Source organism: Rhodohalobacter barkolensis (assembly GCF_002834295.1).
Classification (GTDB): domain Bacteria; phylum Bacteroidota; class Rhodothermia; order Balneolales; family Balneolaceae; genus Rhodohalobacter; species Rhodohalobacter barkolensis.
The window spans coordinates 541,191-566,642 of sequence record NZ_PISP01000003.1; the positions used below are offsets into that span (position 1 = coordinate 541,191).

20 protein-coding genes are annotated in these 25,452 nt (G+C 44.0%); 5 read left to right on the forward strand and 15 right to left on the reverse strand.

Features of this window, described 5'->3' with window-relative positions; translation table 11 throughout:
- Nucleotides 1-249: 249 nt before the first annotated feature.
- The 6 genes from CWD77_RS12255 to CWD77_RS12280 all read right to left on the reverse strand — a co-directional run bounded on the left by CWD77_RS12255 (nt 250) and on the right by CWD77_RS12280 (nt 11,827).
- Nucleotides 250-606: a four helix bundle protein gene (locus tag CWD77_RS12255; RefSeq protein WP_101073916.1), complete on the reverse strand. Its 357-nt coding sequence runs from the start codon at nt 604-606 to the stop codon at nt 250-252.
- 450 nt (nt 607-1,056) lie between these two features.
- Entirely contained in the window at nt 1,057-3,672 is a 2,616-nt protein-coding gene (locus CWD77_RS12260) for a M14 family metallopeptidase (protein WP_101073849.1), read from the reverse strand.
- Between the two features lie 98 nt (nt 3,673-3,770).
- Nucleotides 3,771-4,253, reverse strand: coding sequence for a DUF4199 domain-containing protein (locus CWD77_RS12265; protein WP_101073850.1), 483 nt, complete (start codon nt 4,251-4,253; stop codon nt 3,771-3,773).
- Nucleotides 4,254-4,359: 106 nt separating this feature from the next.
- Nucleotides 4,360-5,298, reverse strand: coding sequence for a matrixin family metalloprotease (locus tag CWD77_RS12270; RefSeq protein ID WP_101073851.1), 939 nt, complete (start codon nt 5,296-5,298; stop codon nt 4,360-4,362).
- Nucleotides 5,299-5,486: 188 nt separating this feature from the next.
- Nucleotides 5,487-9,965, reverse strand: a complete 4,479-nt coding sequence (locus CWD77_RS12275; RefSeq protein WP_101073852.1) for a translocation/assembly module TamB domain-containing protein — start codon at nt 9,963-9,965, stop codon at nt 5,487-5,489.
- On the reverse strand, nt 9,965-11,827 hold the full coding sequence (locus tag CWD77_RS12280) for an autotransporter assembly complex protein TamA (RefSeq protein ID WP_133120233.1): 1,863 nt from the start codon (nt 11,825-11,827) through the stop codon (nt 9,965-9,967). Before CWD77_RS12280 ends, CWD77_RS12275 begins: the two co-directional genes overlap by 1 nt.
- Nucleotides 11,828-12,001: 174 nt before the next feature.
- Between CWD77_RS12280 and CWD77_RS12285 the strand changes: the two genes are divergently transcribed.
- The 5 genes from CWD77_RS12285 to CWD77_RS12305 all read left to right on the forward strand — a co-directional run bounded on the left by CWD77_RS12285 (nt 12,002) and on the right by CWD77_RS12305 (nt 15,813).
- Nucleotides 12,002-13,276, forward strand: a complete 1,275-nt coding sequence (locus CWD77_RS12285) for a M14 family metallopeptidase (protein ID WP_101073854.1) — start codon at nt 12,002-12,004, stop codon at nt 13,274-13,276.
- Between the two features lie 171 nt (nt 13,277-13,447).
- Nucleotides 13,448-13,867 carry an endonuclease domain-containing protein gene (locus CWD77_RS12290; RefSeq protein WP_101073855.1) on the forward strand — a complete coding sequence of 140 codons (420 nt, stop codon included), beginning with the start codon at nt 13,448-13,450 and terminating at the stop codon, nt 13,865-13,867.
- 43 nt (nt 13,868-13,910) lie between these two features.
- Nucleotides 13,911-14,498, forward strand: a complete 588-nt coding sequence (locus CWD77_RS12295; protein ID WP_165779148.1) for an SCO family protein — start codon at nt 13,911-13,913, stop codon at nt 14,496-14,498.
- A 10-nt stretch (nt 14,499-14,508) separates the two neighbouring features.
- Nucleotides 14,509-14,958, forward strand: coding sequence for a copper chaperone PCu(A)C (locus CWD77_RS12300; protein WP_101073857.1), 450 nt, complete (start codon nt 14,509-14,511; stop codon nt 14,956-14,958).
- 225 nt (nt 14,959-15,183) lie between these two features.
- On the forward strand, nt 15,184-15,813 hold the full coding sequence (locus tag CWD77_RS12305; protein ID WP_276307524.1) for a class I SAM-dependent methyltransferase: 630 nt from the start codon (nt 15,184-15,186) through the stop codon (nt 15,811-15,813).
- 5 nt (nt 15,814-15,818) lie between these two features.
- Here the strand turns inward: CWD77_RS12305 and CWD77_RS12310 are convergent, their stop codons facing one another.
- The 9 genes from CWD77_RS12310 to CWD77_RS15860 form a co-directional block, all read right to left on the reverse strand.
- A complete protein-coding gene (locus CWD77_RS12310) occupies nt 15,819-16,649 on the reverse strand; it encodes an energy transducer TonB family protein (protein WP_101073859.1) in 831 nt (276 codons plus the stop codon).
- A gap of 5 nt (nt 16,650-16,654) precedes the next feature.
- Nucleotides 16,655-17,059, reverse strand: coding sequence for an ExbD/TolR family protein (locus CWD77_RS12315; RefSeq protein ID WP_101073860.1), 405 nt, complete (start codon nt 17,057-17,059; stop codon nt 16,655-16,657).
- Between the two features lie 3 nt (nt 17,060-17,062).
- On the reverse strand, nt 17,063-17,782 hold the full coding sequence (locus tag CWD77_RS12320; RefSeq protein ID WP_101073861.1) for a MotA/TolQ/ExbB proton channel family protein: 720 nt from the start codon (nt 17,780-17,782) through the stop codon (nt 17,063-17,065).
- An 8-nt stretch (nt 17,783-17,790) separates the two neighbouring features.
- Nucleotides 17,791-19,182 carry an SPOR domain-containing protein gene (locus CWD77_RS12325; RefSeq protein WP_101073862.1) on the reverse strand — a complete coding sequence of 464 codons (1,392 nt, stop codon included), beginning with the start codon at nt 19,180-19,182 and terminating at the stop codon, nt 17,791-17,793.
- Entirely contained in the window at nt 19,172-19,381 is a 210-nt protein-coding gene (locus CWD77_RS12330; RefSeq protein WP_101073863.1) for an HU family DNA-binding protein, read from the reverse strand. The genes CWD77_RS12325 and CWD77_RS12330 overlap by 11 nt, the downstream gene beginning before the upstream one ends.
- 2 nt (nt 19,382-19,383) lie before the next feature.
- Nucleotides 19,384-21,132, reverse strand: coding sequence for a TonB-dependent receptor (locus CWD77_RS12335; protein ID WP_101073864.1), 1,749 nt, complete (start codon nt 21,130-21,132; stop codon nt 19,384-19,386).
- 85 nt (nt 21,133-21,217) lie between these two features.
- On the reverse strand, nt 21,218-22,228 hold the full coding sequence (locus tag CWD77_RS12340; protein ID WP_101073865.1) for a lysylphosphatidylglycerol synthase transmembrane domain-containing protein: 1,011 nt from the start codon (nt 22,226-22,228) through the stop codon (nt 21,218-21,220).
- Nucleotides 22,225-22,851: a LolA family protein gene (locus tag CWD77_RS12345; RefSeq protein WP_101073866.1), complete on the reverse strand. Its 627-nt coding sequence runs from the start codon at nt 22,849-22,851 to the stop codon at nt 22,225-22,227. Before CWD77_RS12345 ends, CWD77_RS12340 begins: the two co-directional genes overlap by 4 nt.
- Nucleotides 22,852-22,968: 117 nt before the next feature.
- Nucleotides 22,969-25,452: a DNA translocase FtsK 4TM domain-containing protein gene (locus tag CWD77_RS15860; protein ID WP_101073867.1), complete on the reverse strand. Its 2,484-nt coding sequence runs from the start codon at nt 25,450-25,452 to the stop codon at nt 22,969-22,971.

Below are 25,452 nucleotides of genomic sequence, written 5' to 3' on the forward strand. Positions count from 1 at the left end.
AAACAGTAGTTAGAGGTTTACATTTATCTTTAATAAAATAGCGAATCATTCATATCTATTTCATATAGATAATGACAATCACTTCTATTTTGGCGGGTAATCAAATTAAGACCGAAAAGATGTGCTTGTAAATCGTCCATCGCAGTTCGTCCATCGGTGATTCGCAGTTCAGTAACCTCAGATTAACGAACTGCGAATCACGAACGACCGATTGACGAATTTAATTTTGTCTTCTTAAAGGGATTAGCTTTAAAGCTTTCCTTTTGAAGTTTGAATGCTCTTAACAAATATGGGAATCAGTTCATCACACTCTTTGATTACCTGATTTTGAACTTTTACATCACGAATAAGTCGCGCCTTTGATAAAATCTTTAAACTAATGTAAGACTCCCTTAACTCCTTCAAAATAACCTGAAGTTTATGTATAAAATCTTTCATTGATTCTGCACTTCTGGATTCTCCATAATTCAGTGCCGGTGAAGTTCCGGATCTAATCAATTGCCCTGCCAGATGATTTCCGGCCTTGGTTGGTGAAATATCATCTGATAAAGTTATAATCTGTACTGCAAAATTTATCAACCGATCTTCTAACTGTTGTTTGTTCATGATTTCTCCCCTCCTGTTCATTATGTTTATATTAGTATGAACAAAATTTCATCAATCCCTTACAGTTTTAAACCAAAAAAGTCGTCAATCACAGTTTACCTTTTTTTGATTGACGAACTGCGATTTAAATTTTCACGGGGATAAATCCCGCGCTCGCATATAAAACCCATAAAAGTGTTTGAGTCGGTTTTGAAATGAAATAGAAAAAAGCCCCAAAGTTTGGGGCTTTATATACGAGTCGGTCATTCATGGCCGGTGAAAAGTTATAATAGCCAAGCCTGGTATTTTTACTTCTGGGATCTCAATTTTAACAGTAATCAGATTGGTCAAATATGTATCCGATAGATATAAATCGTCCATCGCAGTTCGTCCATCGGTGATTCGCAGTTCATTCTCATCTGATTAACGAACAACGAATCACGAATGACCGATGGACGAATTTCTGTCTTATTACATCGAAGGCATCAGCATCACTGCGTTGATCATCAGCCGTTCCGGACCCCTCCAAAACATCCGGTACTGCGTGTTATCTGCCAAAAGAACAACTTTGCCTCTTCCCATGGAAGCCACTCCGGCAAACACATTTCCGGCCGCTTTCTGGATATTTTCCTGGGATGCATAACCTGAAACCAACAGGTTTTCCGGATCTTTTTCATAGTATCCAACTACCTGATAGCTGCTTGATGGCACCATCTGATCGGTATTATAAGTGAGACTGTACAGCTTCTCTTTCACTCCAAATGCCAAAGGGTTGGTCACGTCTACGTGAGACTTGAATGAAGCGCCGGGGATTCTGCGAAGGCCGAAAGTATCCACCCTAGCTTCATATGGCGTGTAAGCTGCCACGTCCGGAGCATCCTCATCTTCTTCCTCCTCTTTTACCAACTCCACATTGATCCACTCCATGCGATCCTGGGTCAGACTGTGCGAAGATGCCTCGGTAGCCACTAGCGTACCGCCGCGTTCAACCCACTCTTTTACTGCCTGCTGCTGTGATTCACCGTAGTGAGGTGCACTTCCCCCCTGACCAGGTAGAATAATGACATCGTACTCATCCAAGTCGATCGATGCGAGTCTGTGTGATCGGATTCGTGAAATACCATATTCTACATTTTGATCAAACTGAAACCAGATCTGCCCTGCTGTATAGGAGTTAAAGGGCTGATCAATCACCATAGCTACTTTTGGCTGATCCAGAACCGTACTGCTACGTGAAGCAAGATCCATTCCTGAGTCCATTCTTCCGGTTTCCAAACCGCGAATAATAACTCCAGCATAGTCGGCAATCTCCTGCATATCGCGGCTAGCATCACTTCGTTTATCGTAATTCCGTCCAAGCATTACAATCAGTGAACCTCTCGAAAACTCCACGCCATCTTTGGTAAATATCTTCTCCGCAGAACGTACCTTATATCCTCTTCTCCAGAGTTCGCCCAATGCTTTTGGTGCTGTTGGCTGATTCCAGTCAATCACAAAAGCATACTCGGCTGATGGATTGATCACACCTTTTTCACGGGCAGGAGCTTCATCTACAACCGATGTTGAAACAGATGGATCGTCATTTACACGAGCCGCATCCAGGTTATACGCCATTGGAATGGACCAGACAGACATGTCGTACATTACCGAATCTTCAATGGCCATCTCCGGCTCAAACAGCGTAGTGATAAACATGTGTTTGGTTTGATTGGTGCGAATAATAAAATCCCCTTCACTGAATGAGCGCCGCTGTGGCTCATTATCCCAGTAATCAAAAGCGTTTCGTAGTGAAAAATTTTCTCCGGCACGCTCCACTTTCACACCCTGCTTCAGCATAATGTCGATAACATCATAGGTGTGATCGTTTGGATTATCCGGCAGGATATACGCTTTCGTTTCAACTTTTGAATTGGCCGGATTAAGCGATTCGCGGAAGTAGTTCAGCAACTCTTCTCTGTTTTCCACGGCTGTTCGTACCGTAGCCACACTGTTTTTATAGTGGTCGAAAATACGCTGCTCCAATGTTAAGATGTATCCCTCTTCCGTCTCAACGGCCCGACCACCACGACTGTGTCCGCCCTGCTCGGCCAGCATCCCTATTCCGCCCATCAGGCTCGGGTAAGAAGAGCCATAACCGGGATAGAAAAAATCAAAACCTTCCGTAGTGGCGTAGTTGATATTGTGCTTGTCGAACTCTTCGATGGTGCCGCGACCAAACCGATCGCTCCACTCTTCGTAATCATCCGGAAGCTGAAGGTTTCGAGGTGTGGTACCCGGCATGGTAAAGTAGTTGTTGTTAAAGCCCTGCTCGTGAATATCGAGGTGAACCTGCGGCATCCATTTCTGATACTCCGCAATTCGGCCTCTCGATTCGGGATGAACCAGCCACACCCAATCGCGGTTCAAGTCGAACCAGTAGTGATTGGTTCGTCCGCCCGGCCAGATCTCATCATGCTCCAGGTCGGCGGCATCCGTATTGAGCATATTCGCCTGTGACGATTTATACCACGTTACGTATCGATCGCGTCCATCTGCATTTAAGATCGGATCGATAATGACGACAGATTCATCTCTGAACCGGGCCGACTCATCGTCTTCGGCCGCAGCCAATCGATAGGCTGTCTGAAGAGCCGCTTCTGCGCTGGACGCTTCATTTCCATGCACTCCATAACTGAGCCATACAATAGCTGGATGATCTTCCGCCAATTCAGCTGCTTCATTGCTACTCAACCCTTCAAAATCGGCAAGGCTCAGGTTGTTTTCCCGGATCTGCTCCAGGTTGGCATGATTCTCTTCATTGGTGATGATAACCAACCATAGATCACGACCCTCATAGGTTTGACCGTAGGTTATTACCGAAACCCGATCGCTTTCCGAAGCCAGATTTTTAAGATAGGCACCCAGCTGATAATGGTGGCTGTACTCTTCGCCCGGCTGATATCCTAAAAAGTCTGCCGGTGATGTAACATCAGAATTGTAAGGCAGCTCCGGATCGAATTGAAATCGGTCATTCAGTAATTGAGAAGCCGCCGGTGATGTAATGAGCAGAAACAGTAGAGAAGTAAGGAGTAGCTTTATTGCATTCATATAGAGGTGGTTTTTTAAATGTATTCGAGCATAGAATACTAAATTAAAAAGCCACTTTCATAAACCTCTCAACAAATGCACGGTTCAGTAATAACTTTTTACTTCGATTTCTTCATCGTAAATACAGCAACGATAGCAGAAGTAACAACCCCCATCATAAAAGCCCCGAGAACACCCTGTATCATATAACTTTTCAGGTTGAAATAACCTGTTGCTTCACTGCGAGACATCTTGCCCATCTGTACGGAATGATCAATCATGTTCTCAAAAAAATCCGGTGAGATCAGGGTATGAATAATATATTGAGCCACCGGACTTAAAACGGCTACCACAATCGTAATATAGAAACCGGTCATAAATCCCTGTGTCCATGTCATCACTCCGTTATAGTCATTTTTCCTTTTATCAAGAAAAGCCACCACGTAAATCACTATTGCTACAATAGCAAACACATTGGTCATAACTGCATGGCTTTCAATATTCTCACCATGCCACCCCATCAGCTTCTCAAAAACCATCCAGAGAATCAAAATGACTGTAAATATCAGTCCCCACTTCAGTTCTGTTTTATACTTTTCCATCCCATTCTCCCATTTAGTTTACGCCGATCCCTTTTATTCCATATCACTGTGCTTCAAACGATTATAACAAAAAACGGGACCTTTTCTTACACTTCAGCAAATATTTCTATCTGCACTTATCAGCAATAGCCCGTTTATCCTCTCGGCTCAGCTGAATAATTGGGTAGATTTCCTGATTTCCCATCTGGCTGTACATTACTGATGCAGGATCGTTTCCATGAACAAGTCCCAGTGCATGTCCCAGCTCATGCGCAAGGACCAGGTAGAGGTCTCTCTTACTCAGATACTGATTTACGGTTATCATACCGCCACTCTCCGTATTCCGATAGGTAGCTTTAGTGAAGCGACTCTCACCCGAATACTCCTCATTATAGCGATCCACCAATTCATTACTCTCCTCAATTCGGTTATTCAGACGATCTACATAACTATTAATCTCATCCGCCAACTGGTCCAGTTCATTCCGCTCGGCCAAAACCCGTTGCTGCATACTCTCCACCTCTTCTTTTCGCTCTAAAAACAGCTGTTCTTCTGCAGCCGTCATTCCCCCGTTTTGATTTTTCTCCCTTACCCACCGGTTTAATTCGTTTAACTCATTACGGGTTGTTGAAGCCAGTCTTTCATATTCAGAAGATTTTTGTTCAAATCGTTCACGCCGTGTCTCATACTCACGTTGTATTTGATCGGTTCGAATTTGCTCCGATTCAATCTGCTCCCGAAATCTCATTTCACCGACTATCATCTCCTGCCGTTCATCATACACAAAACGAACATCAATATTTCCATCTTCTGTGTAGAATGCCACCGGTCGGTCAATCGCGTCTGACCATAGCGAAACTGCCATTTGCATGGCTTCCTTTACCTCTTCTTCTGAAATTCCAAACCGGGAATCTATTTCCCCAATTCTGTAAGAGAGCGGCTCATTACATGCACCAAGGTCACTCTCCACCGTTCGATCGACCTTTTCGTAGGTCATGAAGTACCAGCCTGCGAGCAGAATAATGATCAGGACCAATAAATATTTGAGCAGGTTATTCAGAGTCATGATTTATTGCAGTATTGGAGAGCTTTAAATCCCATTGATCGTTGTAGTCAATAAATTAATAGGTTATTTGATTGATTCAACGGATGAGTCTGGGTAACAATTTTTACTTTTTCAAATTTTATAGCACATCTATTCATATTTAAAAACTGTTTCGGCCTCAATATTATTATACCGGGTTTGACAGAAAATCAATAATCGTAGTGCCAACGTAAGTCAATTCCCTCACGAGAATCATCTCCCTGAGTGATAATCAGTTCAAGGTTTTCTTTCAATAAATACTCCAGCATAAAGAGCGTATTAGGCCGACTGCTGCTGATTTCGTTCACTACGGCAAAAAACGTGCGCCGGTTCAGATACCAACCTGTTTTAATTGAGGTAGCGCTGTCCGATCCCGACCGGGTATTATCAATCTGCACCACATCAATTCCCAAACTTTGAGAGGCCAGCAGTTCAACGCGGTCGAGCAATACATCCAGTGCAATATCAGCTGCAGACGGGCTGCTTCCGCTGCCAGCCACAACCTGCTCCCACGACTCAAGTTCGTAGAACGGTTTCCCAAATAGGGTATAACTGATAATGTCCTGCAGTTCAAGTGGCGGATCACTGTCGAATCTGAATTCCGGTTCTTGTACAGTACCCTCAATAATGTAATATATTTGCACTTCAGACCGAGACTGAGGCGGCTCAAACAGCGTGCGGATATTCAACTCCGGATCATCAACCGGCCCATAAAAGGTAACAAAGGCCTCATCGAGCTGGAACTGTTTACCCAGCGGACGAGCATAACCCCTTACTCCTTCCAGCGATCCAAACATCTGCAGATCATTATTGCGCTCTTTAACGAGGTCCACTTCACCGCCCAACTCAATCTCCATATCAAGATACTGCCGGTTGCGGATGAAAAACTCCCGTGCAAAATTTACATTCATCTCCATTTCAAGCAATTCATAAAATTCGATCGGCTCGGGCTCCTCTTCATCTTCAAGCTGAACATCTTCAACAGATTGCTCACCGAAATCTTGCAGGTTTACAAATCCATTCAGGAATGTGAGGTTTCCGGTTAATTTGGGTTCATCAACAGTTCCGGAGAGATCTGCATCCAGGTCAATCAGTGCTTTGTATTCTGAAGTGTTGGCAGCTCTGAATTGATTTCCGCGAATGTTTAACTGAAGCCCCCCGGGAGTAAGGTTATTCATTTCAACAGAACCGCTGGCCCGAATTCGTCCGGGACCGCTCTGCATTCTAAACTCTTGCAGCTCAACCTGGGATCCTGTAAAATTAATGACTGAAGTCATCTCGGATAGAGTAATGCCGGCCGGTACCACTCTCAGATTTCCATCCATCAGCTCCATTCGCCCTGATGTTTGCAGATCGGCTAACCTGCCATTCAATGACACTTCTCCATTTAGCCTGCCTCTCAGTTGACGGAACATTTCGCGATCGAGAAAATCGTTAAATATTGCCAGATTGAAGTCTTCTGTGCTGAAGTTTACGCTAACCTCATCATCATCGTCGGGCAGTAACACCTCTGCGTTACGGAGATCCACAATAAATGGCAGTTTTGCATCCATATCCAAAACCGGATTACCGGCCGTTTCAACAACTCCACCCAATTCTACATTCTCTTCATCGTGTATGTAATTGAGGTCGAAATCAGCTCTGTCGATATTAATTCCCGAAAACAAACCATTTTCAATATGCAGATTACCGGTTAACTCAGGATTTCCTGCAATTCCGTCCAAATCTGCCCTCAGACTGATTTTTCCCTGCGTATCTTCCGAATCCAATTCAGGGATAAATGAGAGCCAATAGGATAAATCCGACTCGGAAACCTCAAAATAACCGTTTACTTCCCGGTCAAAAAACTGGTCATCAAATGTGGCAGGGTCACCCGGTAAAAATGGCACCTGAAGCAGCGACTCAAATAGCTTTTGATCGTCATGATTGCCACCGAAGGTAAGCTGTAACCATTCATCTTCGATATTCAGGTAAAAATTGAAGCGGTCCATTTCTCCATCTTCAAACTCAATATTTTGCACTGAACCGTTTGTAGAAACAACTAAATCGCTGCTGCTGTTGTATATTGATGTTTCGCCGGACAGATAGCCCTCCAGTACCGGTTCCTGCAATACCAGGCTCTGTATTGCTCCAAGATTCAGATCACCTGCTTCCAAACCAACCTCCTGCACATCCGCTGACAGCTGCGTGACCCAAAGGGATAAGAATGACTGATCTTCGGCGTCGCGGACGGTCATTGTGTCCATCCGGGCAGCCTCAGTTTCAAAATTGTATTCAAAATCAAAAGAGTTGTCCAGCGATAGCGTGCGGATTTCTGTCGTAAAATCGAAAAGTGTCGTTCTGAGGTTCAACCGGTTTGAATCGACACTGAACTCCCCTTCCTGATACAGTGTGCATATCTCTTCGTTGATGATTTCGAGATCAAATTGGCCGCTCGTACTGTTTTCTTGCTGAACCAGCTGAGTTGAGAAATTTATATCCTGCACTCCGATTTCATTGACCACCGGTGAGTTTATCTGAACATCCAGGTCTGCTTCAATGTCATCCAGTAAACGAACGGAAGCCAATCCATTAATAGAGTTTGCCGAAAACAGCGAATCTACCACAATGTTCTGTAATTCGGCCTCACCGTTAAACTCCAGAAATCCTGATCCGCTTCTGTTGAGGGTTCCGCTCAGAACACCGCCCGACTCAAGTCTGTCTAACTCAAAAAGCGGAGCAAGTGGCTGCAAATCCTTCAACTCTGCACTGAAATTTAGTCGATTTTCTAAGTTTGTCAGGTCTGTAATATGCTGACGCAAAGAGAACTCCCCATCGGCTATCGGGCTAACTAACTGAGCATTTTCAACCGTTAAAAATTGATCTTCTATAGTAAAGTTTGCTTTTAGAGTGTCGACCGGTTCCTTGTTCACCACACTGGAGTCCAATGCCGCCTCGGCCTGCAGCTGCAGTGTTTCCGGATCAAATCCACTGCCCTCCCCTTGTAATGTTCCGTTCAAATAGGTAGGAAACTGTTCCAATCCTGAAAGCTCCGAAAGGTTAAATTCACGCATTACGGCATCAAACCGGTAGCTTGGATTTTCCCGCCAGTCGTTTGCCTGAAAACGGGCCGTAACGTTGCTACGATCCAGGCGGGCCGATAGATTTCCGTTTAACGATTGCGAATTAATATTTCCCCGAAACATCAACTCAGAGAAAGGCTGATCGCCATATTGGCTATCCTCAATGTTTATTTCAGCAATTGCCTGGAAATTTTCCGGTTCTATTCCCATTCCGGAAAAATCGCTCCGTATATTCAATTGGCTATCCAGTGCAGGATCATTCAGCCAGGTGGCGAGATTCATATTTTGAGTTTCGATATTTCCGCTCCAAACCGGATCTTCATCCCACATTTTCCGGGTAGAGAATGTCAAATCCACGCGTTCATCCTGCTTTCTGATTGTTGCAGTGAGTTCTCCCTGATCCCGGTTTATTTCATAGCCGGCTTCAAAACCGTCGACGCTATAGATATCATAACTAAAATCTGAAAACCTCACTTCACCGGCCCAGGTCGCTTCTTCAATTTCATCTGCTTTCAGCAGTCCGTTCCCGGTAAAAGTTAGCTCTCCCAGTAGGGGTGTTCCCTCTAAACCCGTCAACTGAGGTGTATCCAGGTTTTGCAGATAGAGCTCGAGCCGATTCAGGCTAAACTCCGATCCAAGCGAAACGCCGGATTGAATCGTTAACTCCTCTAACCCGGGGGCCGATGCGGTCAGGTTCACATTCAGATCATCAAACGTACCTTCGGCACCAACTTCGATCTGCAGGTTTTGTTCAAGTGGCAGGTTTTCGACATAGGCTGCAATATCGCGCCAATCCAGCGGTGATAGTTGAGCCGATCCTGTTATTTCATCCGGCAATTCAAATTCAGAGCTCGCGTTGAGCATGGATCGCCCTGTATTGATCACAAGCGATTCGAGCGTAATTTTTCCATCTTTTTCTGCTCCGGCCGACATCACAAAACGAATATCTTCCGGCAGGCGGTCTTCCTCCAAAGAGAACTCCAACGAACGCACTGACCCAAAGTAACCGCTCTCCGACACACCGGCGGAGCCACCAAAATTGAGGTCCCGTATATTTACAAATCCATCAGGCAAAACATAATCTGAGGTTACATCCACGTTCATACGCTGTACTGAAATGTCTTGAACCTCCCATTTTAATGTAGATTCACTCTCCTCAGGTTCCTGTTGCGCGGGAATCAAATTCATTACATTCCAAACAGAATCCTGCTCCTGATTGATAAATGCCTGCACTCCATCTACCGATAGGCTCTCTACGGTATGAGGTGACCAGATTAAATCCATGATACTGTATGAAACGGAAGCAGAGTCAATCGTTGCAATCTGCTGTTCTGAATCACCCCTTAACTCGACTCCAATAAGTGTAAAACCATGCAGCAGATCACCGTTCATCGACTCTACTTTTAAAGAACCGTTGAGTTGCGCGCCGGCCTGTTGCTCAACCTGATCCCGTAAATAATTCAGAAGCAGATCACTTTTAAGGGAAAGACGCAGCCCACTCAAAATGAGTACGAAAACCACGAGAATGATTACCCATTTAATCCAACCGTGTTTTTTTTCGGTATGTTTTTTCTCAGATTCGCTCATTAAAATGCCTGACCAATGCTAAAATGAATTCCGATTCGGCTCCATGCGTTTCCATAATCCTGTCCTTCATATATGTTCAGGTCTTCATCCGTTGGATTCAGTTTATATCCCACATCAACCCGAACAGGACCAATTGGCGACTGGTAGCGAATACCGCCGCCCGCACCAAACTGAATGGGGCGCTCTTCTACACTATTCACATTATCCCAAACCTGACCGCCATCTAAAAAAGCTGCAAGCCCCAGGTTGTTAATAAATCCTGTCAGTTGTTGTCTCAGCTCTAGGTTGAACGTTAACATCGTACGGCCGCCAACCGGAACGTATCCGTCAAAATCACCCGACTCATCAAAGCGTGCCCTGCTGGGGCCCAGCTCCTGCCGGTTCCAGCCTCTCACCGAGTTCGTTCCCCCCGTAAACAATCGGATATTTGAAGGTAGCGATTTATCCTGATCATAGAATATCACGCCACTGTTTACGCGGGTTGCGATGGTGAGTGAGTTTGTAAGATTCGTATACCTTCGAACATCAAGGAGTGCTTTTTGAAATGTAAATGACGACTCCCCAAACGTACCGGAGAACTCAATAAACGGCTGAATAACCCATCCTCTTGGCTCCCGGCTCAATCCCTGGCTATAATAGCCCGACAGCGAGAGCGACGATACGTTATAGTTTAAAACCGTATCGGGCAGTGCTGCGTCCGCATTCCTCGATATCTCTTCGTTAATTGAAAATTCATAGGAGGCAGAAGCCGTTTTGACCCGATCCAGCTGATAAATTAAACTGTTATTAAATCCTGACTGAAACAGCTCGAATGACGGTTCTAATCTATGCTGCCCAAAAGCTGTTACCACATAGCTGCTTCTGGAATTAAACACATACGGGATTAGGTAGTCGGTACTCAATCTCTGCTCAATAAATGAACCCCTGCCGCTTACCCCAAACCGGTGTCCCGTTCCGCTGATGTTGCGGTTTTGCCAGCTTAATTGCCCGCGCAACAACTCTTCCCGTCCAAAACCTATCATGGCCTGCACAGACCGTTTGGGGTTCTCACGAACTCTCAGCACTACATTAAGGGTTGAATCCTGTGGTTGATCGGGTACGGTTATCGTGGCAAATCGAAAGAGGTGATGATTAAAAACCTGACGTTGAGCAGACTGTAGTTTGCTCCGGCTGTATCTTTCCCCCTCTTTAATCTCCGTTTCTCGTATTAATATTCTCTCCGGTACCGAAATATCACCCTCTATTTTAATATCCGAAAAATAAGCTCTTGAATTAGGGATGGCTCTAATGGTAACATCTGCCCGATTAGACAGTGAATCGACCTCCGACAAAACTTCAACCTCCGGCCATGCAAATCCAAACTCTTCAAGCAAATTTAAAAAACGTCCTTCCGCATCCGCTTTTCTCAATGTCTGGAACCGGCTCCCTTCCTGAAAATCGTGCTGTTCGGCGGTTCTTTCAAATTCACGAGAACTCCGGATTTCATCTATTATCTCCTGTTCCGCCTCAATCACAATTTCAGACGATCGGATTCGAATCGGCTCCCCCTCTCTGATTTTAAACACCACTTCTTTCTTCCACTCTTTACGGCGATCTACAATCTCGTAATCCACCTCAACATTTTGGTAGCCCCGCCTCTCATAATATCTTACAATTCGAATGCGATCACGTCTGACGTCCATCTCATTTAGAATAAAATCGTCTGTTCGCCCAAATGTCTTTTGTAATAAGCTGGGTTTGGATGTAGCAATAATCTCACTGAGAACCATGTTGCTGTAGTTCTCATTGCCCTCAAAAGTGACGTCCCATACTACCGGTTCTCTTTCACTGTCTTGCGCCAAAACCATTTCTGTGTTCAGCATGAACAAAAGAGCACCCGATAAAAAAAGAAATAGCTTGCAAGCAGCGTTATCTTGAATAGAATTCAACAATGGAGTTTTTTATAACTTTTATAAAACTGATGACTGTAGTATATGTAGTTTGCTAAACATAGAAAATTTCAGAGACAGTACTTCACAATAAAATCTACAAAATTAATGCTCACGCCCCGAAGTTCATTTATTTTCATCACACTCATTGCCGTTCTATATCTGTCTGCCTGTAAATCATCCGAAGAATTTACCGGCTACTCTTACGATCCCGAGGGTGTTACAGAAACTACAGACCGGGAAATAGACCGTCAAAATAAACGCACCATCGGGTTTATGGAAGATGGTGTTTGGATTACAAATGAGTTCACAGGTTCGAGAGTAAATGATGTTGTTCGAGTTGCACCATATCATTATCAGCTTCAGATCAATCCGGAAATCAGCCCGATCAACAACAGCCCTTGGTACGGTTTCCGGGTGTGGGCTGATGATTCGACAAAAGTAACCTTAGAGCTTTCGTATACAGATGGCCGCCACAGATATCGTCCTGATATCAGTTCAGATAACGGGGAAACCTGGCAAAAGGCAGATTCTACAACCTATCAGCGAGACCCTGACACTCGTAACGGAATGATAACATTAAATATTGGACCTGATCCGGTTTGGGTTTCAGCACATGCACCACAAACTACAAGCGAATTTCGCCAGTGGTCGGATCAGCTTGCACTGAAATCGTTTGTTCAACGTTCGGTTGTCGGTACCACGCATCAGGGCCGACCGGTCTATCAGCTTAAACTTTCAGAACACTCTGAAGAACCGGTAAAAGGTGTGATTTTGATCTACGGCAGACAGCATCCACCGGAAATTCCGGGCTATTTAACCGGGCTTACATTTATTGAAGAACTTGCATCCGATTCTGACTTGGCAAAGCAATTTCGGCAATACTTTGATGTCTGGACCTATCCGTTGATGAATCCCGACGGTGCGGATAGCGGGCATTGGCGAACCAACGCTGCCGGTGTTGACCTGAACAGGGATTGGCAGTATTTCAACCAACCGGAAACTGATGCCGTCCGCAGATCCGCTTTACCTCTTCTAAAACGTGACGATCGCAAAGTATTTTACGGCATTGACTTTCACTCAACCGGAGAAACCGTTTTTTATCCAATTCTGGAAGAGATTGATACTTTCCCACACCTGTTCACCTATCGCTGGTTAGACCGAATTAAATCACAGTTGCCCGAAACAGAAGTCAACGTGGAGCCTTTCCCAACAGATTCGCCAATCGCCAAAAACTGGACCTACAAAACATTTGGTGTTGATGCGGTAACCTACGAAGTTTGGGATGAATTACCCGAGGAAAAACTTGAAGAATTAGGAAAGAAGTCTGCCATCATCTTCATGGAAATGATGATCGCAGAGTTCGAAAAGGAGATGAAATAAACCACTTGTTATTTCATTAGTAATTCATAAGTCTGAAGTAAATTGTTAGAGTGTGTTTAACGGTTGAATTTAAATTCAATACGTGTTTGTATTAGTTTGAAGTGTTTTAAAGTGATTATTCATCCCCCTTCAAAGGGGGATTAAGGGGGATGGCCCTTAGCATAGCGAATTATGGAAAAGTATTTCAACCATCTGGGTTACAATAAAGATCTTAAAGAGGTCGCAAGAAAACTACGTAATGATTCCACCCCCGCTGAGATTCGACTATGGACAAAATTGTTACGAGCAAGGCAAATGAAGGGGTATCAATTCCTGAGACAAAGACCTGTATTAAACTACATTGCTGATTTTATGTGCAAAGAGTTGCGATTAATAATTGAAGTAGACGGGGAAAGTCATGAACAGGAGCATCAATGGTATAAAGATGAGGTACGACAAAAAGAATTGGAAAATTATGGGTTTACCATAATTAGATTTTGGAATGAAGAAATATTCAACGATTTGGAAAATGTATCCAGGGTCATTGAACATTGGATCGATAGCCATCCCCCTGCACCCCCTTCGAAGGGGGAATTTAAATTCAACCAGTAACCACGTTTTTACCTTTACAAAACACATTCAATCCCAAACCTGCATGAAAATAACATTTAACCACAAACTATACGGCATTGCTCTACTGTCTCTTTTTCTATCAGCCTGTAGCAGCCCTGCACTTGATGATTACAGTGATGTAAGCTATGAGTTAACCGATCAAAATGGAGAAGAAGTTATTTTCCCTGATGATTTTGAAGGTTCACCGGTTGTGATGGGTTTTATCTATACAAACTGTCCTGATATCTGTTCATTTATCACAGCCAATGTGGGCAAAGTTTATGAAGAGATGGAAAATCCCGGCGATACCCAGTTTGTATTGGTTACTTTTGATCCGGAACGCGACTCCCCCGAAGTTTTAAAGTCGTATGCTCAGGCATTTGATATGGATAAAGACCCTTTTCATTTCCTGACCGGCGACACCGACACTATCGATCAATTTATGCGAAGGGTCAGTGTTCGAACTCAGGAATCTTATTCCCGGGAACTGGACGATGGCGGGCGCATGTATTTTTTGAACCATTCAGATAAAATTCTTCTCATAGACGATAATTCGCAACTCATTTTTGATTACGGCGGCAGTATGACACCCGTAAATATTATTATTGAAGACCTACAAAAACTACTATAACAGCTTAATTATGAAATATTTATACCTATTATCTTTCGCGTTACTATTCGCAATCAGCTGTATCGGAGAAACAGAAAAAAATGAACCGGAGATTACTGGCGACGGAGTTCAGATTGAAGGCGCGTGGGCCCGGCCGGCCAGTGAAGGACGCATGAGTGCAGCCTATTTTTTAATCTCCAATTTTGAACTGGAAAGCGACACCCTGGTATCTGTGGAATCGGATGTTGCACAGCTAGTTGAAATTCACGAATCCTACGAAAGAGAAGAAGGTATGATGGGGATGCGGGAAGTACCCCAGGTAGAAATTCCGTCCCAATCCACAATACGTTTTCAACAGGGTGGTCTACACATTATGCTGATTCAGGTAACCCGCACGCTGGCTGATGGTGACACTTTTGAGCTGACCCTCAACTTCTCCAATTCAGAATCGCAAACGATTGAGGTTCCGGTAAGGTTGTAACTTGTACAATTAATAATGCATTGATTAAGCTGCTTTAAAGTCCCCTCCTTTTCCAAGGAGGGGATTTAGGGGTGGTTCAAACAGACTAAAATCATTCCTCATACTTTTTTGAAAGAAAAATTACCGGCCTAACCACCCCCGACCCCTCCTTAAAAAGGAGGGGAGCATCTTTTATCATCAAACTCAGGTTTATAAAGCAAGTCAATACATTCACCCCCTGCCGTTATCAATAAGAAAGCCAAAAAAACAGCGGAGTACTACAACAAACTGTCTCCAAAGTACGACAAACTGTACTCCTCTTATCTGAATCAAACTCACGAGCATTTCCTCAGTCACTTCAAGCCGGAGCCCGGAGATCGGATTCTGGACGCCAGTGCAGGAACAGGAATTCTCGCAAAAAAGCTTCTGGATAACTTCAATACGATCGAAGAGTTGGTTCTGAATGACCCGGCGTCAAAGATGCTGGAAAAAGCAAAGGGTAAACTTGGTAGCTATTCAAATGTCCGGTTTACAAACTGCTACTGTGAAGAGCTCGACTTCGAGCATCAGACTTTCGATAAAATCATCTGCCTGAACTCATTCCACTACTATGTGGATCAGAAAGCTGTTCTCAGTCACTTCCACAATTTTCTAAAACCGGGCGGTGAGCTCTACATGCTCGACTGGAATCACAAAGGATACTTTTTGATCTCCAGCTTTCTCATTGATCTGCTCTCTCCTGAAAATATCAACAGCCGGTCTTTGGAAGAGATGAAGTCCTTATTGAAAGAGTTCGGCTTTAAAGTTCAAGAACAAGAGGAATGGAGCTTCAGATGGTGGAAATTCTTTTACTTGAGGTGCAAGAAATCAGATTAAAATCATCATTCCAAAACAAACCGAAATGTAATTACTCCTTCCTGAACTTCCTGAGGAACCGATGAAGGAAGAGGAGCAAATCTCCAGCTTCGAAGGGTCTGCATAACTTCACGTTCGAGCTCAGGATTCATTCTTATGAGCGGTATGATTCTTTCAACATTACCTTGTGGGTTTACAAAAATCCTAACTCTAACTGTAGCCTCTTGATTTGTGCGATTCATTGGCATAGGCTCTGATCTGGGTTCGCGGTCGAAACCTTCCCACTGTAGTTCATAAGGGGCGGATCGATCCGGATCACTGCCGGTTCCCTCATCTACATTAATTTCTCCGGTTGTTCCTTCCTCAACTCCGCTGGTTTCCACGCCTTCCTGAACTTCCTCAGCCTCCTCTGCTTCCGGCGGAACTTTTTCCTCCTCAACCTCTTCGGTAACCTCAACATTCTCGGGATTAATTACTTCAGTTTCAGGAGTTTCAATCACTTCTTCACTCTGAATCTCTTCCTGCTGTTCGGGCAGTTCTACAGGTTTGGCAATTTCCTCTTCGGGCTGCTGTGGCGTTTCCACCGGTTCGGTAATTTCGGGATCAGGATCTTCCGGTTCCGTCTCCGCCGGGTTTGGGCGCGTTGCCACGTCCTCTTCCTGCACTTCGGCCTGCTCTGCAACGGTACCGCTTCTGAACTCGCCAAGCGTAACTTCCATATAGGCCGGACGATTGTCGTGGTCCATATTGATGTTGTAAAGAATAGCAATGATAAGAAGAACCAGGTGGATCGCACCGGTTACAGCAAGACCAAAACGGTCTTCTCTATCAAAGTAAGATTTGAACCAATCTAACATAAATGTTAATCGCGCTCCGTGGCCATTACAATATTCATATTCAATGCCTGACCAATATTCATGACATGTACGGCGTCATCAACCTTCGCATCACGGTCGGCACGTACTACTAACGAAGCACTTGGCTTATTCTGATACACCTGCCGAATAAAAGTGGATAAGTTTCCACGAGTGGTCTGTTCACCATCCACAAAAAAGTCTCCTTCAGCAGTAATTGCAACAGAAATTTGCTGTGCATTGTTGGTTACACTCGATTCAGCCTGGGGTACGTTCACCCGGATTCCGAAATTGGTAACAAACGATGAGGTTAAAAGGAAAAAGATCAGCAGCAGCAAAATGATGTCCGTCAGTCCCGACTGTGAGAACATAGACAACGGCTTCAATTTCACACTGTCTTTACGAAAATCCATGAATTACCCCTCCTGACGTTTCTTCGGAGATGGTGCCTGCAGCAGATCAACAAAATCGGCAGAAGCATTTTCGAGTTCAAAAACCATTCTATCTACTTTACCTACAAGATAGTTGTAGAAACCGAGTGCAATAATACCTACAATCAATCCGGCTGCCGTTGTAATCAACGCCTCCCAGATTCCTCCTGCAAGTACACTTGGATTTACATTCCCCTGCAGAGACTGGATATCCATAAATGCACGGATCATACCGGTTACCGTTCCGGTAAAACCAATCAGCGGCGCAACACTGGCAATGGTTGCCAGCCAGTTCATTCGCTTTTCAAGTTGATAAATCTCTTTTTTACCCGCATTGTGAATTGCTTGTTCAATATCCCGAATCGGGCGACCCAACCGGCGGATACCGGATTTTAAAATCCTTGCAAGCGGTTTGTCAAACTCTTCACAATATTGAATGGCACGCTGTTGGCTGCCCGACTTCAACAGCGACTCAATATTATTGAGCATGCTATTCACATCCATCTGTGAATTTTCAAGTGTTCGCCACCGTTCTGCAATCACATAGATTGCTAATACAGAAAGGATAAAGAGCGGAATCATTAAAATGCCACCCTGAGATAAAATTTCGAAAAATGACATTGAAGCTTCGTCCTGTAGCATTTGAGCAAGTGAATCTGCCTCTGTTGTATCAGCCTGAAGCATTAAAAACGAGATGATATTCATGTATTTATTTAGTTGGTCTGTATTCGTTGAATAAAGTTATTTGAACTGTAGGGCGATGGAAGTTCTGCCGCCTCTTCCTGAGCATCCGTCAATGTTGGGAACTGGCCTACACTTACCCGCCAAACGGTTTCACCGCGAACAAGTCTTGGACTAACCAATACACGGTAGCCGTCTGAAACTAAATTCGCTGCTTGCTGGCGAGCTCGTTCTTCACTCTGCAATGAGTGGAGCACAATGGAGTATCCGTCGTTAGCCTCTTCAACCAAATCACCGTTCAAACCATAGATTGACTGTTCAGATTCAGTTGTAGCCGACGGCTCTTCTTCTGTTACTGCTGTTTCTTCTTCAGGTTCCACAGGAGTAAGTACAGCCTGCTGCTCTTCTTCAAGTGCAGGATCCGTCTGCGAAGGCTGCTCCGTTTCTTGAGCGGGTTGATTTTGAGATGACGTTGAATCCGAGTCGTCAAACAGTGAAGGTATGATGAAAAACCCGGCTACGATCAGTATGATGATTAACCCAATACTGATCACCATCATGATTGGGTCGCGCTGCTTGTCTGAAGTCTTAACGGGTTTCTTTTTCGCTGATTTCGGTTTTTTCTCTTTAGGCTGAACCGGTTCCGCTTCTTCCTCTACTTCAGCAGCAGGTTCTTCAAAGATTTTGCTTAAATCATCTTCAGACTCATCATCGGCTTCAACTTTTTCTGAGTCATCGTCATCATCATCGAGAACAAATGCAGTCTCACTTTCAAATTCTTCTCCTGTTTCCGGCTCAATCTCTTTCCGGTCCTCAATATCCTCATCGTCGTCATCGTCCATAAGAAAAGAAAACGGATCCTCTTCCGGAACTTCTTCCTCTTTTTTCTCTTCAGAACCTTTCATTTTAGAGGATGCATCTCCCAGCAATCCTGAAAACGGATCAATGTCCCGGTCAACTTTATCCGGGGGTGAGATCAAAGCGCCTCCGTCAGGTCCTTCGGCATCATCCTCAATCGGCAGATCGTCTTCGTCGCTATCACTTCCGGAATCAAAACCGAATATTTCGTCCATATCGGACCCGGTTGAGGTTGAAGGTTCATCTTCAGTCTCTTCAGCCATACCGGATAGTTCATCCGCCTGCTCCTTACTTTCCTGGTCACGAGCGGGTTTAAGCTCTACCGGTTCCATTCCGGCATACTTAAAGTTAATTTCTGTACTTAATTCATCCGATGGATCGAATTTTAAATCGCCATTCTCATCAAAGTAAAACATGCCAAACTCTTTTACTTCCAGCGCTTTTCCGCGCTCTGCAGCATCCAGAATCCGGTCAATTAATTGTTTAAGCTGACTTTCTATTTCGTCAGTCCCCATCCCCGTCTTTTCAACTAACAGTTCAATCAGTTTCGCTCTGTTAATTTTCATTCGATCTCCTCACCTTAGATTTGAATTCAACCACATCTGCCGGTGGAACCATCACTACCCTGCCATTTTCGTATGTTTTTTGGTGCTGTTTGCGATGTACCACCTCAAAGGTCCCAAACTCATCAATTTCGACCTTGTTTTTATTCAAGATCTGTTCCCGCAAAACTTCTTTAAAAGCTTTTATAAAAGTAGATTTCATCTTTAAAATAGATATGTGATTCCAATATACCCCTGAAATCCTCTTTCAGGGTAACCTTGCCACAATTCGTACTCTTCGTCCAACAAATTAACAAGTTTGCCGTAGACTCCCAGCCGTTCACCTAATGAAACTTCAAAACGGGCTCCCATCATAAAAAATGATGAAAGTGAATTTCCGTCTGAATCATCACGGCTGCCAACATACTCGCTCCAACCTTCAACAACTAACTGTTTAAATGGCCTAATGGCAACTGTTCCTTTTATGTTTAACGACTCAATAAAAGGAATTTTTTCGTCATTTGAGAGTCTTGGTCTTTGCCATGCTCCATCTGCCTGAATCCAAATCACGTCAGGCTTTAAATCCTGAGAAAATGAACCATATATTTTAAAAATATTCGCGTTCTCAAAATTCAACCCGTAATACCTTTCGGTCAATATTGGAGGGACAACAGCTCCTTCATTTAAAACATTGTCATTTCGTGAATAATAAAGGTAATTCTTAATGTTTTGATAAGATACACCCCCGCTGAAAGTTGTACCGGAAACAGGTTCGATATGAATTTCTGCCAATCCAAGCCACTCATACTGATGCTCCATCGGGCTGTTGAAATCAATAAACCGATTTTCTGAGTATATATCACCCACATTTCTGTGTTTAGGTGTTGCTGATAAATGACCTTTCAGATCGAGTCCTGCAAACAAATTATGCGTTACCGTTAAGTTAGCTACCGGATAGAGTGAGAAATCATTTACAGCATCGGTTACACCGGAAAAACCGGCCCCGGCTTTAACCTCGGTATTGTAATTAAAAAGACGTTCGTAGTGTGCGGTTGCCTTGGTTACCGACCAACTGCCTGACTCCAAACTCAGAGGATCGAATCCTCCGGCTGATGTGGCTAACCTGAGCCGGTGTACTTCTTCTATGTTACTCCCAAGCCTTGAATATTCTGCAAGACCGTTTATCCCCCACTCAATAGCATCCCCTTCAAGCTGTGGTCGATCGGAGGTTAAATCAAACTGGTTAGAGAATCCATCCAGGGCAACCCGTACACCGCTGAGTGATGTTTGAGCAACATTCACATCAAAGCCACCATATGCCCCATACGCTTCAATGCGCGTATTATCATCTCCGGGTGTTCCATCCTGCAATATCATCCCCGGGTAGTGATTAAACTTCGACTTGACTCCCAGTTTTGTCTGAACGGTTGTTTTTTCAGATACCAGATGTACGCTTCGTAATCCAAGTTCGGTATTCCGGAATGAATCCGTAAAATCTTCAAGATGTCCATCTGTTGAGAGATGATTTAGGCTGGCGGATATCCGATTTTTATCGTTTATCCTGCCAACGGCATAAATATCTGCTTCCGGTGACAGATAACTTCCAACCCCAATTCTTGCAAAACCATTCTGAGGATCTGAATACCCAAGCGGAGTGTATCGGGGAGGCTCGGGACGATCTAAAACGCCGATCGGGAGATTAGCCACTACTGTCTCTTCATCTTCGAAGAAAGGAGTTCGGTTTGGATCAATCTGAAACACTCTCGGTCGCGGATTGAAACCCAGAATAGGCTGTCGTCTCAACCCGGGAAACCTTGCCTGAAACTGGCTTCGTATTTCAATATCCTGAGGGTCAATTTCCGGTAATAATGTTTGCTGTGCTTCAGACTGTTGTTGTGCATCTTGAGCGGATACATTTATACCCATACAAAGGGTAAAGCCGATGAGAACTGCAGAGAATAAAAGTCGATTCATAAATTCAGAACTATTCATCATTTAACAGGTAGAAACTAACTTCTTTTTATGTAAAAAATCGCAGTTAATTTTAAATAACTGCATTTTAATTCGGGTTTCCCGCTTTTAGTGTTGCGTATTTATCCCACCAAAGCGATATCGGCCCGATAATAAATACTAAAAGTACTGTAACGGCGTGAGCAATGGTGGCGTATGTTAAAGCCGAAACCAATGGAATATTGTATAATAACCACATGCTCTGCTGAATCAAAAGATGATATGATCCTATTCCGGCAGGTGTTGGAATACTTACACCAATCGACGAAACCATCGTCAGCACAACCGCATCACTCATTGTTAAGCCGTAAACCGACTGAAAACTCATCATATAAAATGGCAAATAGGTCATAAAAACATAACCGATCCATATGCCGGCTGTTAACAGCAAAAACATCGGCCAGTTTTTTACATGACGGATGGAAATCATTCCCTCTGTAAACGAACGGGCTTTATCCAATATCTTATTGAGCAGCGCACTGTTAAAGGGCTCTTTTTCGTCACTGTAATTTAAAATTTTATAGATCAACCAAATCCCTGCAACAGCCAGAACGAAAAAGAGGGGTATCGCTAAATAGGCGTACCATGGCCAGGCATCTGTACCAAAAAGCTGCTCTAAGAGTCCTGCATCGCGGATCAAATAAAATGAAACAAACAGAACCAGAAGCATCATGGTGGCCAGATCAAAAAGCCTTTCAACTACAATCGTACCAATTAAATTACTTGAACTCATTCCCTGCTTTCTGGCAACATAAACAGGTCTTGAAATTTCACCCAGCCGTGGAACCACATTATTGAGCACATAACCGAGCATAACGCCGGCAAAAAGTGTGGAACGCGGAATACGCTCATTTTCATTTTCAAGAAGCAGTCTCCAGCGCTCCGCCCTCATTATGTGACTCGCCAAAAGCGCCAGAACGAAAAAAGGCAACCAATAGAAGGTTGCCATTTTCATCTGCTGCCAAAGCTCAGACATGTCAACATTCCGAACAGCAAGCTGTATAAACAGTGCAGCTACAACTACAGAGATGAGTATGTTAATGAATCGTCTTTTTTTCATTCGCTATCGTAGCGCAGGTCAATAAGTTCCGCTTCTGCCGGTACTTCTACTCTGAAAAGATTGTTTTCTGCAGTTGTAAAAAAGCCGTCTTCAAATTGTGTTGACAGTTCATTATCTACCTGATCGATAGCAACAATTTGAACGGGACTTCCATCAGCATTCAGATAAATGGTAACCGTTTTAAAAACTGTGAATGCATCCTCTGATGTTAATGTGATTTCTGTTTCTCCATTCTGCATGGTGTTCTCTTCCACGTCAAATGAATCATCAACGCCCTGAAGCATTCTGGATGGAGCAAAATCGTCTTCTTCTTCAATATAATCACTGATGATGACCCGGTTTCTGGATTGATCGTACACCGTAGACACTTCACCATCTACAACCATTGTTTGAGTATCGCCCTCAATCCGGTACTTTTCTTTCCCAATCCAGATTTTCCCTTCCGAAAACTGCTCCTCGTCTGTAAAAGCATCTTTATACAGATGGGTGAAACCTGCTTCAAATATCCGGTTCTCTTCAAAGTTTTCTTTGAGCCTGTCAAACTCCGGGGTTTGCCCAAAAAGATCTGCGGTTAAAAACAGACTCAGTACAAAAGCCGATAAAATGATTATTTGTTGTTTCATAATAGCCTCATCAAAAAAGGGTTGCGTCTAAGCGAGAACTCTACCCTGTTAACTGCTCAATAGCTCTACAGTTCCCGATCAACGCAAAAGTACTCAATAGATTATCTTAGGGGGAGATCAAACTCCCAGTTCTTCAAAAATTTCTTCAAGATCCTCTTCATCTTCGATCTTAACATCCCGGGCTGTACTGCCTTGATACGGCCCAACAACTCCTGCATTATAGAGCTGATCGATGATACGTCCGGCACGATTATAGCCAATCTTCAACTTTCGCTGAAGTAAAGATACAGACCCCTGTTGATGGAGAACCACAATCTTGGCCGCCTCTTTAAAATAGTCGTCGATATCGTCCAAGGGATCTGGAATTCCTTCATTTTCCTCTTCAATAACCGGCAACTGAAATGGCTTCTTAAATCCTTTCTGGGAACCGATAAATGAGGTAATCCGCTCTACTTCATCCGTATCCACATACGCGTTCTGAATACGGGTCATGCCGCCTCCGTTCGAGAAGAGCATATCTCCACGCCCGATTAGCTGATCGGCGCCACCTGTATCCAGAATGGTACGGGAGTCAACTTTCGAAGCTACCTGGTATGCAATCCGCGCCGGAAAGTTGGCTTTAATGGTACCGGTAATCACGTTTACAGAAGGCCGCTGTGTAGCCACTACCAAATGAATACCGATTGCCCGTGCAAGCTGCGCAAGTCGCGCAATCGGCTCCTCTATCTGTTTTCCTGCCGTCATCATAAGATCGGCCAGTTCATCAATCACAACCACAATATATGGCAGATGACGGTGCCCCAGCTCATCGTCCAGTTCACCGGTGTCATATTTCTCATTGTACGATTTAATATCGCGTACCATTGCCATTTTCAACAGATCGTACCGCTCATCCATCTCTTTGGTAACACTTTCCAGTGTTTCCATCGCCCGGGTTGTATCTGTAACAATAGGCTCATCAGAACCGGGCAAAACAGCCAGATAGTGGTTTTGAATGTTGCGATAGAGTGAAAGTTCAATTTTCTTCGGGTCGATCATTACAAACTTCAGATCATCCGGATGACACTTATAGAGCAGACAAGTAATGATCGTATTGATCCCAACCGATTTACCGGATCCCGTAGCACCGGCAATGAGCAGGTGAGGCATTCGGGTCAGGTCGATCATGAACACTTCATTCTCAATCGTTTTACCGAAAGCCACGGGAAGCTCATAATCGGTTTCCACAAATTTCTTCGTATTTATCACCGATTTAATGAATACCGTTTCACGCGAACTGTTCGGAACTTCGATACCCACTGCAGAACGTCCCGGAATAGGTGCAATAATTCGCAGTCCATGTGCCGCAGTCGCCATTTTCAGGTCATTCGCATAACTTTCAATCTTGCTGATTTTAACATCCGGTGCAGGTTCAAGCTCATAGAGCGTAACGGTTGGACCCACAATCGCATTAATACCTAAAATTTCAATCTTATGCCGCTTCAGCTTATCCAGAATGATACGCTTGTTCTCTTTAATCTCTTCCAGATCCACCTCATTACCTTCATTTGGTGGTGAGGTTAATAGATCAATTCCGGGAAACTTGTATTTGATGACCGGTACTTCTTTCGCTTTTGATTTATTCAGCCGGTCCAGCTCTTTATCGCTCGCCTCTTCATCACCTTCACCCACATATACCGAGATTTCCACATCATCATCCTCTTCATCGACGGTTTCCTCAGGCTTCTTTTCAAGAATTGCGCGTGGTGGTTTTTTCTCCAGTTCGGCACTCTCTTTTTTACGACGGGCTTCTCGCTCTTCGTCCTCTTTTTGTGATCGCTCCACGATGTCATCAATAGAGGCAGGCTCTCCGTTTTTCTCAGACTGTTTCTGCTTTTCCTCTTTTTTCATTGCAGCATCTGCTTTCTGACGCTGTTGAATCACCGCTCTCTCTTCCTTCTCGCGTTTCTTCTCCTCTTTTTTACGATTTTTCTCTTTACGTTTCTGCTCCCTTTTACTTTTCCAGTCCGATTTCCAGCTCTGTATCACTTCAAACGTTTTTTGAAGATCACGATCAGCCAGAATAAGCAGAGAAACAAACATCAGCACAAGAAGAAGAATAATGGACCCAAGACCCAGAATATTTTCAAGGATTCCGGCCACATAAATTCCGGAGTTTCCGCTCCACGACATCGAGTACGCCTCGAATCTGTTATAAAACCATCCGAAAATGGTTGATGCTAAAACCATTACCCATAGACCGTAAGCGGCCGGCCAGCCAAGCTCACCCAAATCATTCTGCCGAAATACAAACCAGCCCAGCGAAGCAATGATAATTGGAATGATGATACTTGTATACCCAAACAGCGTATGAACTAAGGTATAGGAGATATAAGCACCGAGCATACCGAGCCAGTTACTGATTCGCAGAGCCGGACCTTGATCGATTTGAAAAATGGAGCTCGAATTCAACGATTTCACCACGGCATAATCTGTCGGGTTGTACGATGCAATACTCAGAAGCAGCAATCCTGCAACCGCCATAATGAGAATTCCCGCCACTTCCATCTTGCGGGAATAGTTCAAATTGCTGAAAAAATTATTCTGTTTCTTTTTCGCCAT